Here is a 14865-nt window from a genome sequence, read left to right as displayed (position 1 = left end):
GGGAGGGCGGCGAACACGAGGACCCCTGCGGCTGCGGCTGCGCCGGGGCCGACGACGACGGGCAGGCCGAGCAGGGACGGGCGCTCGGTGCCCCACACCCACGAGGCGACGAGCACCGCGCCGAAGGTGCCGAGAGCGAGCCAGAGCCTGCCGCGCACGTGCTGCATCGGATCGGCGCTCCTCGACGCGAGCACGCCGATGGAGCCGAGGAGGAGGAACGCCACGATCGCGATGAGCAGCGGCAGGACGGGCGGCAGGATCGACATCGGACATCCTATGTATCGGTGAAGCAGTACAAGCGGGAGTGTTGCATGTACTGCCCGTCCGACACAATCGGCACTCGTAGGCTCTTCCGTCGTGCTCCTCGCGATCGACACCTCCGGCGCATCGTCGGTCGCGGTCGTGCGCGACGACGGCCAGGTCGTCGCGTCGCTGCTCGACGAGGACGCCCGCGCGCACGCGGAGCACATCGGTCCGCTGCTGGAGGCGGTCCTGGATCGCGCGGAGCGGCCGGTGATCGACGCGGTCGCGTACGGCGTCGGCCCGGGACCGTTCACCGGGCTGCGGGTCGGCATGGCCGCGGCCCGCACCGCCGCCCTCGTGCTCGGCGCCGTCGAGCTGCCCGTGCTCAGCCACGACGCCGTCGCGCTCGCCGCCGTCCGTCGCGGTGTCGTGCCCGCCTTCGCCGTCGTGGCGGACGCGAAGCGGCGCGAGCAGTTCTCGACCGTCTACCGGCGGCTCGACGAGGCCGGGCTGCCGACGCGCGACGGCGAACCCGTGGTCGGCCCGGACGAGGTCGGTTCCGCGCTGACGCGGGTGGTCGGCGCCGTGGACGCGGGGCTGCTCGGCACGATCGCCGCGCTGCGACGGCGCGCGGGAATCGCGCCCGAGGCGCAGGAGGCGCGCTATCTCCGCAGCCCCGACGTGACGGTCTCGACCGTCAGGAAGTCGGTGCTCGGATGACCGCCACGATCCGTGCGGCGGTCGCCGACGACGTCGACGCGGTGATGGCGATCGAGCGCGCGAGCTTCCCGACCGACGCCTGGTCGCCGTCCGCGATGCGGGAGACCTTGGCGGCCGGCGACGCGTTCGTCGCGGAAGAGGGCGCGGACGTCGTCGGCTACGCGGCCGTGCTGGCACCGGCGGGCAGCGGCGACGCCGACGTGCTCACCATCGCCGTGGGCGCACCCGCCCGGGGCAGGGGCATCGGCGCCGACCTCCTGCAGCACATGATCGACACGGCGTGCGCCCGGGGTGCGCAGCGGATGTTCCTCGAGGTGCGCGCCGACAACGCCGTCGCGCAGCACCTCTACACCTCGCGCGGGTTCGCACCGGTCGGCCGGCGGCCGCGCTACTACCAGCCGGACGGGGTGGACGCGATCGTGATGCGACTGGACCTCGGAGCCACGCCGTGACGGGGCCGCTGGTCCTCGGCATCGAGAGCTCGTGCGACGAGACCGGCGTCGGCATCGTCCGGGGCCGGGAGGTGCTGGCGAACGTCATCGCCTCCTCCGTCGACGAGCAGGCGCGCTTCGGCGGCGTCGTGCCCGAGATCGCCGCGAGGGCGCACCTGGAGGCCATGCGGCCCACGCTCGAGCGGGCGCTCGAGGTCGCCGGTGTCCGCATCGCGGACCTCGACGCGGTCGCCGTGACCGCGGGGCCCGGTCTCGCCGGCGCGCTGATGGTCGGCGTCGGCGCGGCGAAGGCGCTCGCGGTCACGGCGAGGAAGCCGCTCTACGGCGTGAACCACCTCGTCGGTCACGTGACCGCGGATCAGCTGCACGCGGCGGGCGAGCAGCCGGTGCCGGTCGAGCTCCCGACCGTCGCGCTCCTCGTGTCCGGCGGCCACACCTCCCTGCTGCTCGTGCGGGACCTCGTGCACGACATCGCACTGCTGGGCGAGACCCTCGACGACGCGGCCGGCGAGGCGTTCGACAAGACCGCCCGCCTGCTCGGGCTGCCCTACCCGGGCGGCCCGTCGATCGATCTGGCCGCGGTGGAGGGGGACCCGAAGGCGATCCGGTTCCCACGCGGCTTGTCCGCCGCGAAGGACCGGGAGCGGCACCGCTTCGACTTCTCGTTCTCCGGGCTGAAGACCTCCGTCGCCCGCCACGTCGAGCGGGCAGGGATCGACGGGTCGCCCGTGGCCGTCGCCGACGTCGCCGCGTCGTTCCGCGAGGCCGTCGTCGACGTGCTCGTGACGAAGGCGCTCGACGCCTGCGCCGAGACCGGGGTACCCCGCCTGCTGCTCGGCGGTGGGGTCGTGGCGAACCGGCGTCTCCGCGAGGTCGCGACCGCCAGGGCGGCCGCCGCCGGCGTGCGCCTCCGGATCCCGCCGTTCGCGCTGTGCACCGACAACGGCGCGATGATCGCCGGGCTCGGCGCACGGCTCGTCGAGGCCGGGATCGCACCGAGCGGGGCCGGATTCGGCGTGGACTCGTCGCTGCCGGTCGATCAGGTCGTGCTCGGTTGACCGATTCCCGCGCGTCCGTTGACGCTCGGGCGCGTGCGCTGAGAGCATGTCGCGACCCCCCTGAGGAGGAGCCATGAGCGACTACCAGCCCACCCCGCCGCCGTCGAGGCCCTACACCGGTTCGTCCGCAGCCCCGCCGAGGACGAACACGCTCGCGATCATCGCGCTGATCCTCGGCATCGTCGTCCCGATCGGGGGCGTGATCTGCGGCCCGATCGCGCTCGGCCAGATCAAGCGGACCGGCGAGAACGGCCGCGGCCTGGCGCTCGCCGGTCTGATCATCGGCATCGCCCTCACCCTGCTCGGAATCATCGGGATCATCGCCTACGTCGCGCTGATCGCCACAGCGCTTTCGTCGGGTGCGATCAGCACGTCCCCGTAGGTGACTGCGGGGTCCGCCGGCACCGCACCGTCGTGATTCCGTCCGTCAGCGGCGACACACCAGGGCCACGCGCCGCTCCGCCGTCCGGGTGACGATCAGGACCGCATCCTCGTCGCCCTGCAGCGCCAGCTCCTTCCGGAACGCGGCCGGGTCCAGGTCGACGCCGCGCTTCTTGATCTCCAGCCGGCCGATGCGGCGCGCTCGCAGCTCCTTCCGGATCCGCTGGCGGTCGAACGGCAGCACCGCCTCGACCGCGAACGGGGTCAGGAACGGGGAGGGGGAGGGCCCGTCACCGGTCAGGTACGCGATACCCGGTCCGATCGGGTGGGTCCCCGTCGACCGGGCCAGGTCGCCGATCAGCCGCGCCCGGATCACGGCGCCGTCGGGCTCGTAGACGTGGTCGCCGAGGGCGCCGACCGGCACGTCCTCGGTGTCCGCCGCCGCCGTGAGCTCCGCTGCACCCGCCGGGCCGAGCACGAGCGCCGCACGACGGATGCCTTCGCGCTCGAGCCCGCCCCGCCAGAGCACCAGCTCGACCACCTCACCGTGGTCGGACACCCACTGGGCCTCCGCATCGGCCGGGACCGCCTCCCGGTCGTGCGCCGGCGAAAGCTTCACCCCGGTCGGCAGGCGGGCGGCGGTGCGATCCGCGAAGGCGAGCGACGGGCTGTAGTCGGCGACACCCACACGGCGGGTGTCGGTGTGCCCGGCGGTGCGCCTCGCCGGGTCGATCCACGCACCGTCGACGGCGCCGAGGTCGGCCTCCTCCGCGTCTCCGGCGACCACCTCCACCTCCGGGAACGGTGCGAGGTTGTACTGCGCCAGCACCGCGGTCACGGGGTCGTGCTCGACCGCGAGCACGCGCAGCCCGACACCCGCGAGAGCCAGCGCGTCGCCGCCGATGCCGCAGCCGAGGTCCGCGACGGACGTCGCTCCCGCCGTCCGGAACCGTGCCGCGTGCCGCGCGGCGACATCGAGCCGCGTCGCCTGCTCGAGTCCCGCCCGGGTGAACAGCATCCGTTCGGCGAACTCGCCGAACTTCGCGCGGGCTCTGCGCCGCAGCGCCGCCTGCGTCAGGATCGCGGCCGTCTCGTCGGGGGAGAAGCCGGACCGTCGCAGCGCGGTCGATCGCGCCAGCACGTCGGCGGGCGTCTCCGGCCTCGACTCCTCGTCCACTGCGGTCAGCACGCGGGGGCTGAGGAGCGCTTCGAGCTCGCTGCGTTCCACCCGACCACCGTAGGCGCGGGCGCTGCTGGCACTCGCGTTGCATGAGTGCCAGACGACGCCTAGGGTTAGGGGCTGGCACTCGGCTGTCCAGGGTGCCAATTCACACGTGTACTTGAAAGCACTCAGGAAAGCAGAGGTGGACCGTGTCGGTCTCCATCAAGCCGCTCGAGGATCGCATCGTGATCAGCCAGGTCGAGGCCGAGCAGACGACCGCGTCGGGACTCGTCATCCCCGACACCGCCAAGGAGAAGCCCCAGGAGGGCGAGGTCGTGGCGGTCGGACCGGGTCGTATCGACGACAACGGCAACCGCGTGCCGATCGACGTCGCCGTCGGCGACCGGGTCCTGTACTCGAAGTACGGCGGCACCGAGGTCAAGGTGCAGGGCGAGGACTACCTGGTCCTCTCCGCGCGGGACGTGCTCGCAGTCGTCACGCACTGACTCCGTCAGGCTGAACGACGAGGGCCCCGCGCCGAGAGGTGCGGGGCCTTCGCCGTGCCCGGCGCATAGGCTCGGGACAGTGACAGCGGGGGAGCAGGGGTACCGCTCCGGGCTGCTGTTCGGCGCCGGCGCCTACGTGCTCTGGGGCGCGATGCCCGTCTACTTCATCCTGATGCGCCCCGCGGGCTCGTTCGAGATCGTCGGGTGGCGGGTGCTGCTCTCCCTCGTGTTCTGCGCGATCCTCCTCGCGGTCACGCGGGGGCTCGGCCGGTTCCGGACCCTGCTGCGCGACCGCCGTGCCGTCGCCTCCTTCGCGCTGGCCGGTGTGCTGATCTGGGTGAACTGGACGGTCTATGTGCTCGCCACGACCACCGGCCACGTCGTGGATGCCGCACTCGGCTACTTCATCAACCCCATCGTCACGATCCTGCTCGGCGTCGTCGTGCTGCGCGAGCGGCTCCGTCCGGTGCAGTGGGCGGCGATCGGGATCAGCGCCGTCGCGGTCGTGATCCTCGCGGTCGAGTCGGGCTCCCCGCCGTGGATCGCGCTCGCCCTCGCCGCCTCCTTCGGTTCCTACGGCCTGGTGAAGAACCGTCTCGGTCGCATCGACGCGATCTCCGGGCTCTCGCTCGAGACCGCATGGCTCGCGCCGGTCGCGGCCGTGCAGCTGATCGTCGTGGGCGGCACCTCCGGTCTCGCGTTCGGGTCGGCGGGCTGGTTCACGACACTGATGCTCTGCTCCGCAGGCGTCATCACCGCCGTGCCGCTGCTGCTCTTCGCCGCTTCGACCCGCCGGCTGCCACTGTCCATGGTCGGCTTCCTGCAGTACCTGACGCCGATCCTGCAACTCGTGATCGGCGTCGTCGTCCTGCAGGAAGCCATGACGACGGGGCGCTGGTCGGGCTTCGTCCTCGTCTGGATCGCGCTCGCCGTGCTCGTCGCGGAGTCGCTCACCCACCACCGACCGCCCCGCACCGTCCCGGATCCCGCGACCTGATCCCGCCCCGCGCGAGGGTCACGGATTCACAACGAAATCCCATCCAGCGCTCTGCGAAACATGACGGGAACGTGATCGCCGTACGGTCGTGCCCACTGCTCGTGGGGTGTCCGTGAGCCACGGACCTGCCCTGAACCCGAAGAAGTGAGGACCTCCATGTCTGGAATCCGACGCGGACCACGCGCCGCGATGGCGATCGCCATGACCGCCGCGGCTGCGGTCGCACTGACAGCGTGCTCCAACACGCCCAGCAGCACGTCCAGCTCGGCCAGCGCGCTGAGCCTGAAGATCGGCACGATCCTGCCGCAGACCGGCACGCTCGCGACGCTCGGCCCGCCCGAGATCGAGGGCGTGAACCTCGCCGTCGCCGACATCAACAAGGCCAAGGCCGGCATCACCGTCAGCGCCATCCAGAAGGACTCGGGCGACACCAGCACCAACATCGCGACGCAGTCCGTGACCTCGCTGCTCTCGTCCGACGTGGGCGCGATCATCGGTGCGGCGTCCTCCTCCGTGTCGCTCACGGTCATCGACCAGATCGCGAAGGCGAAGGTCGTCGAGTTCTCGGGAGCGAACACCTCGCCGGTCTTCAGCACCTACAAGGACGACGGCTACTACTTCCGGGACGCCCCGTCCGACGTGCTGCAGGGCCGCGTGCTCGGCCAGGCCGTCCTGAAGGGCGGCGCGATCAACGTCGCGGTGCTCTACCAGAACGACTCCTACGGTCAGGGCCTGAACGACAGCGTCAAGTCGGCGATCGAGACCGGTGGCGGCACGCTCGCCTCCGACGTGTCGTTCGACCCGGCCGCGACGAACTTCTCCGCCGAGGTCAGCAAGTCGCTGGCGTCGAAGCCGGACGCGTTCATCGTGATCTCGTTCGACCAGATCAAGTCGATCGCCCAGGAGATCGACAAGGCGGGCTACCCGTTCTCGAAGGTCTGGGGTTCCGACGGCAACTACGGCGTCATCGACCCGAGCTTCAAGAACGTCGACATCGCCGGCGCCCAGTTCACCAACCCGGGGGTCGTCGCATCGACCGAGTTCAAGGACCGGCTGCAGGCGCAGGCGAAGACCGACGGGGCCAAGGAGCTGTCGGTGTTCTCGTACGCTCCCGAGACCTACGACGCCACGACGCTGATCGCGCTCGCCTCCCTGGTGGGTGGCAAGACGGACGGCACCACCATCCGCGACAACCTCCAGCAGGTCTCGGAGGGCGGCACGAAGTGCGACTCGTTCGCGGCGTGCGCGAAGCTCGTCACGGCCGGGACGAAGGACATCGACTACGAGGGTGTCTCGGGCCCCATCAGCCTCGACAAGAACGGCGACCCGTCGCAGGCGTACGTCACCATCTACAAGTACGCGAAGGGCAACACCAACTCGGCCACCGGGTCGGAGTTCGGTGACCTGACGAAGTAGGTCCCACACACGACGGAAGGCGTGGGGTCGGCGAGAGCCGGCCCCACGCCTTCCGTCTTCGGCAGCGGCGGTCAGCCGGTGCCGCAGGCCCGCACGATCCACGCGAGGATGCGGTTCTTCAGCGCCGCCGGCGCCGTCGCGTTCACCGTGCCCGAGGTGCCGTCCGCCAGGCGCACCTGCACCTGCAGGACGGCGCCGACCTTGTCCTCCGCCACGGCGTGAAGGTCGCAGCGCGTCGGCGCGGCCGTCAGCGTCAGGGTGCCGTCCGCGGTGAACCGGCGATCCAGCCGCCACGTCGTCGCCTCGTCCGACGGCGACAGGAGGGTCGTGGGCAGCACGTGCTCGATCGTCAGGCCGTCGTCGACGTGTGCACCGCCCCGGACCGACAGGTCCAGCTCGGCGGTCCGGCCGTGGTCGCTGAACCCCGCGAAGGCGACGGTGGCGGTGCGCGCGGCGGTCGCGGCGAAGCAGTTCTGCCGGTGGAGCACGGCGAGCGTGCCGTGTGAGTCCACCGCGCGGACGGTCCTGGTCGTGCCGTCGGACAGCCGGAGGTGCGCGGACAGCGCTTCCGGGGTGCTGCAGCCGGCCGTCGTCAGCGCCGCGGGCAGGTCGACGGTCGCCCCGGCTCCGATCTCGGCGGGATCGCTGTCCGCCCAGCGGAGCGCGGGGGAGTAGCCGGACCCGCCCAACGAGGCCTCATCGACGACGATCGTCTGCTTCGAGCCATTCACGACCTCGAGCTGCACCCGATGCGGCGCGATGTCCGACCGGTACTGCAGCACGAGCACGTGCACGCCCGGCAGCGATCCGGAGCCGGGCGCCGAGCAACCGGCGAGGACGACCGAGACGACGGCGGCGCCCGCGAGGACCGCCGGCCGCCGTGCGCGGGTCACGCGCCGCGCGCCGCGTCCTGGTCCGCAGCGAGGGTGCCGAGGTACAGCTCGATCACCTTGGGGTCGTTCATCAGCTCGCGGCCCCTGCCCGTGTAGGCGTCGCGGCCCTGGTCGAGCACGTACCCGCGGTGGCAGATCTGCAGCGCCCGCCGGGCGTTCTGCTCGACGATCAGCACTGAGACCCCGGCGCGGTTGACCCGGGCGACGTTCAGGAACGTCTCGTCCTGGCGCACGGGGGAGAGGCCCGCGCTCGGCTCATCGAGCAGCAGCACGGAGGGGTCCATCATCAGCGCGCGGGACATCGCCACCATCTGGCGCTCGCCTCCCGACAAGGATCCCGCTCGCTGCTTCAGGCGCTTCTTCATCTCGGGGAAGAGCCCCAGCACCTCGTCGATGCGCTGGTCGTACAGCTTCGGGCGCTGGAACACGCCCATCTCCAGGTTCTCCTGGATGGTCAGGCTCGGGAACACGTTGTTGGTCTGCGGCACGAAGCCGACGCCCTTCGTGACCAGCTTGTCGGCGCCGAGCCCGGTGATGTCCTCGCCGCGGAGGGTGACGGTGCCGCTGCGGATGTTCACCTGACCGAAGATCGCCTTCAGCAGCGTCGATTTGCCCGCCCCGTTCGGGCCGATGATCCCGACCAGCTCCCCCCTGCCGACCTCGACGGTGCAGCCGTTCAGGATGTTGATGCCGGGCAGGTACCCGGCGTGCAGGGCATCCGTGCGCAGCACCACGTCGTCGTCAGCCATCGGACGCGTCCTCCTTCTCAACCTGGGCCTGCGTCTCGTCGAGCAGCTGGGCCTGCTCCTCCTCGGACAGGTCGCCGAGGTCCGTGTCGTGGTGGGAGCCGAGGTAGGCGTCGATGACGGCCTGGTCGGACATCACCGCGTCGGGGTAGCCCTCCGCGACGATCCGGCCCTCGGCCATCACGATCACCCAGTCGGCGATCTCGCGGACCACGTGCATGTCGTGCTCGACGAACAGCACGGTCATCCCCGTCGTCTTCAGGTCGAGGATGTGGTGCAGCAGCGACTGGGTCAGGGCCGGGTTCACGCCGGCCATCGGCTCGTCGAGCATGATCATCTTCGGCTGGCTCATCAGCGCGCGCGCCATCTCGAGCAGCTTGCGCTGACCGCCCGAGAGGCTCGCGGCGAAGTCGTCGGCCTTGGTGTCGAGCTTGAACCGCGCGAGCAGGTCCTGCGCCCGGGCGGTGATCTCGTCCTCCCGCGGCTTCCAGAGCCGCGGGATCAGCGCGCGGGCGATGTTCTCGCCGGGCTGCTCCTGCGCCCCCAGGCGCATGTTCTCCATCACCGAGAGCATGCTCAGCGCCTTCGTCAGCTGGAAGGTGCGGATCATGCCGCGGCGGGCGACCTTGAACGCCGGGACGCCCCCGATCGGCTTGCCGTCGAACGACCAGGTGCCCTTGTTCGGCTTGTCGAAGCCGGTGAGCAGATTGAAGAACGTGGTCTTGCCGGCACCGTTCGGGCCGATGAGGGCGGTGATGGCGCCGCGCGGGATCTCGACGTGGTCGACGTCGACCGCGTGCACGCCGCCGAACGTGCGCTGCACGCCGTCGGCCACGACCATCGGGTCGACCTTCTTCACCCCCGGCGCAGGGGCGCCGTCGATCAGCGCGGGTCGCTCCGCTGTGGAATCAGGCAAAGAACGCCTCCCGCTTCTTCCCGACCAGGCCGGAGGGCCTGAAGATCACGATGAGCATCAGGGCCACACCCACGATCATGAACCGCACGGGGCCCTGCTGCACGGTCGAGATCGGCAGCCAGTGGTACTGGATGCCGAGCGTCAGGATGCCGTCCGCGAGTGAGAGCACGATCCAGAACACGATCGCGCCGACGAGGGGCCCGAAGACGGTCGTCGCGCCGCCCAGCAGGATGATCGTCAGCAGGAAGAACGTCGTCTGGGTGCCGTAGTTGTCGGGCTGCAGCGAGGTCGGGATGATGTTGATGATCGTCGCGAGCCCGCCGAGCGCCCCGCCGAGGATCAGGCTCTGCATCTTGTAGGAGAAGACGTTCTTGCCGAGGCTGCGCACGGCGTCCTCGTCCTCGCGGATGCCCTTGATGACGCGGCCCCACGGACTGCTCATCAGCTGCCGGACCAGCAGCGCCACGATGATCACGAACACCCAGCCGACGATGATGATCCAGAGGTCGTTCTCGTCGTAGCGCAGCGGCCCGAACCCGTAGGTTCCCGGCGGTATCGGGTTCAGCGCGTCGAACGTGGTCGACGACCCGTTCAGCCCGTCCGAGCCGCCGGTGATCGGGATCAGGCTCGGGGTCTTCACGACGTACCGCACGATCTCCGCCGAGGCGATCGTGACGATCGCCAGGTAGTCGGCCCGGAGGCGGAGGGTCGGGATGCCGAGGATCAGGGCGAACACGGTCGTCGCGACCAGCGTCGTCAGGATCGCGAGCCAGAACGGGAAGCCGAGGCGCAGCGTGGTGATGGCGAAGGCGTAGCCGCCGATCGCCATGAAGCCGGCCTGGCCGAAGTTCAGCAGGCCGGTGAAGCCGAACTGCACGGCGAGGCCGAGCGCGGCGAGCGCGTAGGCGATCGTCTGCGGCGAGATGATCTGCCCGAGCGCGAGCAGCAGGAAGCTGAGGTCCATGGTCCGGTCCTATCCGATCCGCGAGGCTTTGCCGAGGATGCCCTGCGGACGGACCAGCAGGATCAGGATCAGCACGACGAGGGCGGCGACGTACTTCAGGTTGTTCGGGATGAACACCGTGGAGACGTCGGTGATGACGCCGATCACGAGGGACCCGATCAGCGCGCCGAACGCGGTCCCGAACCCGCCGAGCGTGACCGCCGCGAAGATCAGCAGCAGGATGCTGGCGCCGGTGTCCCAGCGGAGCGACTGGTAGTAGCCGATCAGCACGCCGGCGAGGCCCGCGAGGGCGCCGGCGCCGACCCAGACCGTGCGGATCACGCGCTCGACGTCGATCCCCGACGCGGCTGCCAGCGACCGGTTGTCGGACACGGCGCGGGTCGCCTTCCCGATCCTGGTGCGCAGCAGCACGAACGCGACGAGCAGCAGCAGCACGATGCAGATGATCGCGCTGATGATGTCCGTGGACCGGAGGCGGACGGGACCGAGCACCAGGGCCGCGCGGTTGTCCGCCGGCAGCACCAGCTGGTCGGCGCCGAAGAGGAACTGGAACAGGTATCGCAGCGCGAGCGAGAGCCCGATGCTCACGATCATCAGCGGCACGAGCGCGACCCCGCGCCTCCGCAGCGGTCGCCAGAGCCCGAGGTCCTGGGCGAATCCGAACGCACCCCCCAACAGGGTCGCCGCGATGATCGCGACGAATCCCGGCAGCCCCAGCACCGCGGAGACGATGTAGCCCATCAGCGCACCGAAGGTGACTAGCTCGCCGTGTGCGAAGTTGTTCAGCCCGGTCGTCCCGTAGATCAGCGAGACGCCGATGGAGGCGAGCGCGAGCAGGAGCCCGAAGATCGCTCCGGTGACGAGCCGGGGCAGGATCAGCTCGACGAGACTCGGCCCCGGGCCGGGGTCCGCGGCGCTCGACGTGCCGCTGCTGGCGCCGGGCGTCGGCGTCGCACCGCCCGCCGCGACGAGGATGTAGTACGCCGGCACGCCCTGGTTGCCGGCGGAGACGATCACCTTCCGAGGGTTCAAGCCGGCCGGGATGGTGCCGGCTCCCTCCGGCACCGTCGACTGGTCGAGGTCGACCGTGTAGGTGCCCGACCCCGGCACGCCGACGAGCGCCTTGCCGTCCTCACCGCTGGTCACGGTCTGCGTGAACGACGACCCCATCGACACCGTCACCGTGACGCCCGCGACGTTGCTGCGGTCGGCGGCCTTCCTGATCCAGATCTGGATCGACTGGGCGGTGGACGAGCTGGGCGACGGTGAGGGGCTGCTGCTGGCGTTCGCCGGTGAACCGCCCGCGAACACGAGCAGGAGCGCGAACGCGGCCGTGGCGATCAGCGTCAGGAACGCGGCCGGTCCGGTTCGGCGGCGGATCGTGTCGGGACGCACGTGGGTGGACCTCCGGGGGCGGGGACGGCGCTTCGCTGAGCCGGTACGAGCGGTGGGAAGGACCACGAACGTATTGCGTCAGGTGTTTCGTGCGTGTGTCTACCCTCGGAGCCGGTTCGATCGCAACCGGACCGTGACGTGGCGGCGCGGTGCGACCGGACCGCGCGCGCTCCTACCATTGGCGCACGGGGAATTCCCGGGTGGATCACCGGTTGGGGGAGACATGGCAGACGATCCGTTCGGACTCCTCGGGCTCACCTACGACGACGTGATGCTCCTGCCGGGGTACACCGACGTCCTGCCGAGCGAGGCCGACACGTCGACGCGGCTCACGCGCAGGATCCGGATCGCGTCGCCGCTGATCTCCTCGGCCATGGACACGGTCACCGAGTCGCGGATGGCGATCGCGATGGCCCGCCGAGGCGGTCTCGGGGTGCTGCACCGCAACCTCTCGCTCGAGGACCAGGCGAGTCAGGTCGACCAGGTCAAGCGCAGCGAGTCGGGCATGATCACGCACCCGGTGACCACGACCCCCGACGCGACCGTCGCCCACGTCGACCGGCTCTGCGGTCACTTCCGGGTCAGCGGGCTGCCGGTCATCGATGCGGACGGGAAGCTCGTCGGGATCGTCACGAACCGCGACATCCGGTTCGTGTCCCCGTTCGAGAAGGAGACCACGCGGGTCTCCGAGGTGATGACGAAGCAGCCGCTCGTCACCGCGAAGGAGGGGGTGCACCCCGACGACGCGATCGGCCTGCTCGCTCAGCACCGCATCGAGAAGCTGCCGCTCGTCGACGACGCCGGCCGCCTCACCGGCCTGATCACGGTCAAGGACTTCGAGAAGAGCGAGCAGTACCCGAACGCGACGAAGGACGACGCAGGGCGCCTCCGCGTCGCCGCGGCGATCGGGTTCTTCGGCGACGCGTGGGACCGCGCGATGACGCTGGTCGACGCCGGTGTGGACGTGCTCGTGGTCGACACCGCGAACGGTGAGAGCCGAGGCGTGCTCGACATGGTCCGCCGGTTGAAGGCGGAGCCCCGCGCCGCGCACGTCGACGTGATCGGCGGGAACGTGGCGACCCGCAGCGGCGCGCAGGCGCTGATCGAGGCGGGCGTCGACGCGGTCAAGGTCGGTGTCGGACCCGGCTCGATCTGCACGACCCGCGTGGTCGCCGGGGTGGGCGTGCCGCAGGTGACGGCCGTGTACGAGGCGTCGCTCGCGGCCCGGGAGGCGGATGTGCCCGTCATCGCGGACGGTGGTCTGCAGTACTCCGGCGACATCGCGAAGGCGCTCGTCGCCGGTGCCGAGTCCGTGATGCTCGGCTCGCTCCTCGCGGGCACGGACGAGAGCCCCGGCGATCTGATCTACGTGAACGGCAAGCAGTTCAAGACCTACCGGGGGATGGGGTCGCTCGGCGCGCTGCAGACCCGCGGCACGAAGACCTCCTACTCCCGCGACCGCTACTTCCAGGCGGACGTGCCGAGCGACGAGCAGCTGATCGCCGAGGGCATCGAGGGTCAGGTGCCCTACCGCGGCCCGGTCGGCAGCGTCGTCTACCAGCTGCTCGGCGGGCTGCGGCAGTCGATGTTCTACGTCGGCGGCCGCTCCATCCCCGAGCTGCGCGAGCGCGGCCGCTTCGTCCGCATCACCGCGGCGGGCCTGAAGGAGTCCCACCCGCACGACGTGCAGATGGTGGCGGAGGCCCCGAACTACCGCCGCTGACCTGTCACGCCCACTCCAGCAGGCTGCGCGAGCACCTGAGCAGGCTGTGCTCGCTCCGGCAGGCTCGCGAGGGCGATCACGGCCTGCCGGAGTGCGCGCAGCCTGCCGAAGACGGGGGCGGAGGGCGGCTCGCTAGGGTTTCGGACCGTGAGCATGGACTTCGAGATCGGCCGCGCGAAGCGGGCACGGCGGGTCTACGCCTTCGACGACATCGCGGTCGTCCCGTCTCGGCGGACGCGTGATCCCGAGGACGTCTCGACGACGTGGTCCATCGATGCGTTCCAGTTCCGGATCCCGTTCCTCTCGGCGCCGATGGACTCGGTCACCTCACCCGCGACGGCCATCGCGTTCGGTCGGCTCGGCGGGCTCGGCGTGCTCGGGCTCGAGGGCCTCTGGACGCGGTACGACGATCCCGAGCCGTTGATCGCGGAGATCCGGGAGCTGCCCGACGAGACCGCGACGACGCGGATGCAGGAGATCTACCGCGCCCCGATCCGCGCGGACCTGATCACCGCGCGCATCGCCGAGATCCGCGCCTCCGGGGTCCCCGTCGCCGCGGCGCTCTCGCCGCAGCGGACGCAGGAGTTCTCGCAGACCGTCATCGACGCGGGCGTCGACCTGTTCGTGATCCGCGGCACGACGGTGTCGGCGGAGCACGTGTCGAAGTCGACCGAGCCGCTCGACCTGCGCCGCTTCATCTACGAGCTCGACGTACCGGTGATCGTCGGCGGCGCCGCCACCTACACGGCGGCGCTGCACCTGATGCGCACGGGCGCCGCCGGTGTGCTCGTCGGGTTCGGAGGCGGAGCGGCGACCACGACGCGCATGTCGCTCGGGATCCACGCCCCGATGGCGACGGCGGTCGCCGACGTCGCGGGCGCCAGGCGCGACTACCTCGACGAGTCTGGCGGGCGCTACGTGCACGTCATCGCGGACGGCGGGCTCGGCAACTCCGGGGACATCGTCAAGGCGATCGCGGTGGGTGCGGACGCGGTGATGCTCGGCACGACCCTCGCGCGGTCGACGGAGGCGCCGGGCGGCGGCTGGCACTGGGGGCTGGAGGCGCACCACGAGCAGCTGCCCCGTGGCCGACGGGTCTGGGTCGGCCAGGTCGCGCCGCTCGAGCAGCTGCTCTACGGGCCGGCGCACCGCCCCGACGGCACGGTGAACATCGCCGGTGCGCTGCGCAGGTCGATGGCGACGACCGGGTACTCGGACATCAAGGAGTTCCAGCGGGTCGAGGTGATCGTCGCCCCATACGACGGCCACTGAACATCCGTGCACATCCCGTTC

At 70.9% G+C, this 14865-nt stretch carries 16 protein-coding genes; 9 read left to right on the top strand and 7 right to left on the bottom strand.

Annotation, left to right across the window (positions count from 1 at the left end; genetic code table 11):
• On the bottom strand, nucleotides 1-266 hold a 266-nt coding region (locus ACFE67_RS04105), incomplete at its 3' end, for a hypothetical protein (RefSeq protein ID WP_375405602.1).
• A 91-nt stretch (nucleotides 267-357) separates the two neighbouring features.
• On the opposite strand from ACFE67_RS04105, the gene tsaB reads away from it, so the two are divergent.
• The 4 genes from tsaB to ACFE67_RS04085 all read left to right on the top strand — a co-directional run bounded on the left by tsaB (nucleotide 358) and on the right by ACFE67_RS04085 (nucleotide 2855).
• Nucleotides 358-963 carry a tRNA (adenosine(37)-N6)-threonylcarbamoyltransferase complex dimerization subunit type 1 TsaB gene (gene tsaB / locus ACFE67_RS04100; protein WP_375405601.1) on the top strand — a complete coding sequence of 202 codons (606 nt, stop codon included), beginning with the start codon at nucleotides 358-360 and terminating at the stop codon, nucleotides 961-963.
• Nucleotides 960-1415, top strand: a complete 456-nt coding sequence (gene rimI, locus ACFE67_RS04095; RefSeq protein WP_375405600.1) for a ribosomal protein S18-alanine N-acetyltransferase — start codon at nucleotides 960-962, stop codon at nucleotides 1413-1415. Before tsaB ends, rimI begins: the two co-directional genes overlap by 4 nt.
• The gene (gene tsaD / locus ACFE67_RS04090) at nucleotides 1412-2473 is read left to right on the top strand and encodes a tRNA (adenosine(37)-N6)-threonylcarbamoyltransferase complex transferase subunit TsaD (protein WP_375405599.1); all 1062 of its coding nucleotides are present in this window, start codon (nucleotides 1412-1414) and stop codon (nucleotides 2471-2473) included. Before rimI ends, tsaD begins: the two co-directional genes overlap by 4 nt.
• 73 nt (nucleotides 2474-2546) lie before the next feature.
• On the top strand, nucleotides 2547-2855 hold the full coding sequence (locus ACFE67_RS04085; protein ID WP_375405598.1) for a DUF4190 domain-containing protein: 309 nt from the start codon (nucleotides 2547-2549) through the stop codon (nucleotides 2853-2855).
• Between the two features lie 45 nt (nucleotides 2856-2900).
• Here the strand turns inward: ACFE67_RS04085 and ACFE67_RS04080 are convergent, their stop codons facing one another.
• Nucleotides 2901-4082, bottom strand: a complete 1182-nt coding sequence (locus ACFE67_RS04080; protein ID WP_375405597.1) for an SAM-dependent methyltransferase — start codon at nucleotides 4080-4082, stop codon at nucleotides 2901-2903.
• A gap of 143 nt (nucleotides 4083-4225) precedes the next feature.
• On the opposite strand from ACFE67_RS04080, the gene groES reads away from it, so the two are divergent.
• From groES to ACFE67_RS04065, 3 genes are all read left to right on the top strand, one after another.
• A complete protein-coding gene (gene groES / locus ACFE67_RS04075) occupies nucleotides 4226-4522 on the top strand; it encodes a co-chaperone GroES (RefSeq protein ID WP_375405596.1) in 297 nt (98 codons plus the stop codon).
• A 79-nt stretch (nucleotides 4523-4601) separates the two neighbouring features.
• Nucleotides 4602-5519 (top strand): EamA family transporter RarD, encoded by a 918-nt coding sequence (rarD, locus tag ACFE67_RS04070; protein ID WP_375405595.1) that lies wholly within the window; start codon nucleotides 4602-4604, stop codon nucleotides 5517-5519.
• 189 nt (nucleotides 5520-5708) lie between these two features.
• A complete protein-coding gene (locus tag ACFE67_RS04065; RefSeq protein WP_375405594.1) occupies nucleotides 5709-6935 on the top strand; it encodes an ABC transporter substrate-binding protein in 1227 nt (408 codons plus the stop codon).
• A gap of 71 nt (nucleotides 6936-7006) precedes the next feature.
• Here ACFE67_RS04065 and ACFE67_RS04060 read toward each other — a convergent pair whose 3' ends face one another.
• Genes ACFE67_RS04060 through ACFE67_RS04040 form a run of 5 tightly spaced genes read right to left on the bottom strand, consistent with a single transcriptional unit; the run spans nucleotide 7007 to nucleotide 11849 of the window.
• On the bottom strand, nucleotides 7007-7828 hold the full coding sequence (locus ACFE67_RS04060; RefSeq protein WP_375405593.1) for a hypothetical protein: 822 nt from the start codon (nucleotides 7826-7828) through the stop codon (nucleotides 7007-7009).
• The gene (locus tag ACFE67_RS04055; protein WP_375405592.1) at nucleotides 7825-8577 is read right to left on the bottom strand and encodes an ABC transporter ATP-binding protein; all 753 of its coding nucleotides are present in this window, start codon (nucleotides 8575-8577) and stop codon (nucleotides 7825-7827) included. Before ACFE67_RS04055 ends, ACFE67_RS04060 begins: the two co-directional genes overlap by 4 nt.
• A complete protein-coding gene (locus tag ACFE67_RS04050) occupies nucleotides 8570-9490 on the bottom strand; it encodes an ABC transporter ATP-binding protein (protein ID WP_375405591.1) in 921 nt (306 codons plus the stop codon). Before ACFE67_RS04050 ends, ACFE67_RS04055 begins: the two co-directional genes overlap by 8 nt.
• Entirely contained in the window at nucleotides 9483-10454 is a 972-nt protein-coding gene (locus tag ACFE67_RS04045) for a branched-chain amino acid ABC transporter permease (protein WP_375405590.1), read from the bottom strand. Before ACFE67_RS04045 ends, ACFE67_RS04050 begins: the two co-directional genes overlap by 8 nt.
• Nucleotides 10455-10463: 9 nt before the next feature.
• Nucleotides 10464-11849, bottom strand: coding sequence for a branched-chain amino acid ABC transporter permease (locus ACFE67_RS04040; protein ID WP_375405589.1), 1386 nt, complete (start codon nucleotides 11847-11849; stop codon nucleotides 10464-10466).
• Between the two features lie 223 nt (nucleotides 11850-12072).
• Here ACFE67_RS04040 and guaB point away from each other — a divergent pair, with 223 nt between their 5' ends.
• Together guaB and ACFE67_RS04030 are read left to right on the top strand one after the other, a co-directional pair.
• Complete coding sequence (guaB, locus tag ACFE67_RS04035; protein ID WP_375405588.1) at nucleotides 12073-13572, top strand: IMP dehydrogenase; 1500 nt, start codon at nucleotides 12073-12075, stop codon at nucleotides 13570-13572.
• Between the two features lie 153 nt (nucleotides 13573-13725).
• Nucleotides 13726-14844 carry a GuaB3 family IMP dehydrogenase-related protein gene (locus tag ACFE67_RS04030; RefSeq protein ID WP_375405604.1) on the top strand — a complete coding sequence of 373 codons (1119 nt, stop codon included), beginning with the start codon at nucleotides 13726-13728 and terminating at the stop codon, nucleotides 14842-14844.
• Nucleotides 14845-14865 lie beyond the last annotated feature (21 nt).

This window comes from uncultured Amnibacterium sp. (assembly GCF_964244015.1).
GTDB lineage: Bacteria > Actinomycetota > Actinomycetes > Actinomycetales > Microbacteriaceae > Amnibacterium.
This window is presented reverse-complemented; position numbering and strand designations above follow the sequence as displayed.

Coding starts and splice junctions, on each gene's coding strand:
- rimI (WP_375405600.1), top strand. CDS start 960: ATGACCGCCACGATCCGTGCGGCGGTCGCCGACGACGTCGACGCGGTG.
- guaB (WP_375405588.1), top strand. CDS start 12,073: ATGGCAGACGATCCGTTCGGACTCCTCGGGCTCACCTACGACGACGTG.
- ACFE67_RS04065 (WP_375405594.1), top strand. CDS start 5,709: ATGGCGATCGCCATGACCGCCGCGGCTGCGGTCGCACTGACAGCGTGC.
- ACFE67_RS04030 (WP_375405604.1), top strand. CDS start 13,726: ATGGACTTCGAGATCGGCCGCGCGAAGCGGGCACGGCGGGTCTACGCC.
- ACFE67_RS04085 (WP_375405598.1), top strand. CDS start 2,547: ATGAGCGACTACCAGCCCACCCCGCCGCCGTCGAGGCCCTACACCGGT.
- ACFE67_RS04055 (WP_375405592.1), bottom strand. CDS start 8,577: ATGGCTGACGACGACGTGGTGCTGCGCACGGATGCCCTGCACGCCGGG.
- ACFE67_RS04045 (WP_375405590.1), bottom strand. CDS start 10,454: ATGGACCTCAGCTTCCTGCTGCTCGCGCTCGGGCAGATCATCTCGCCG.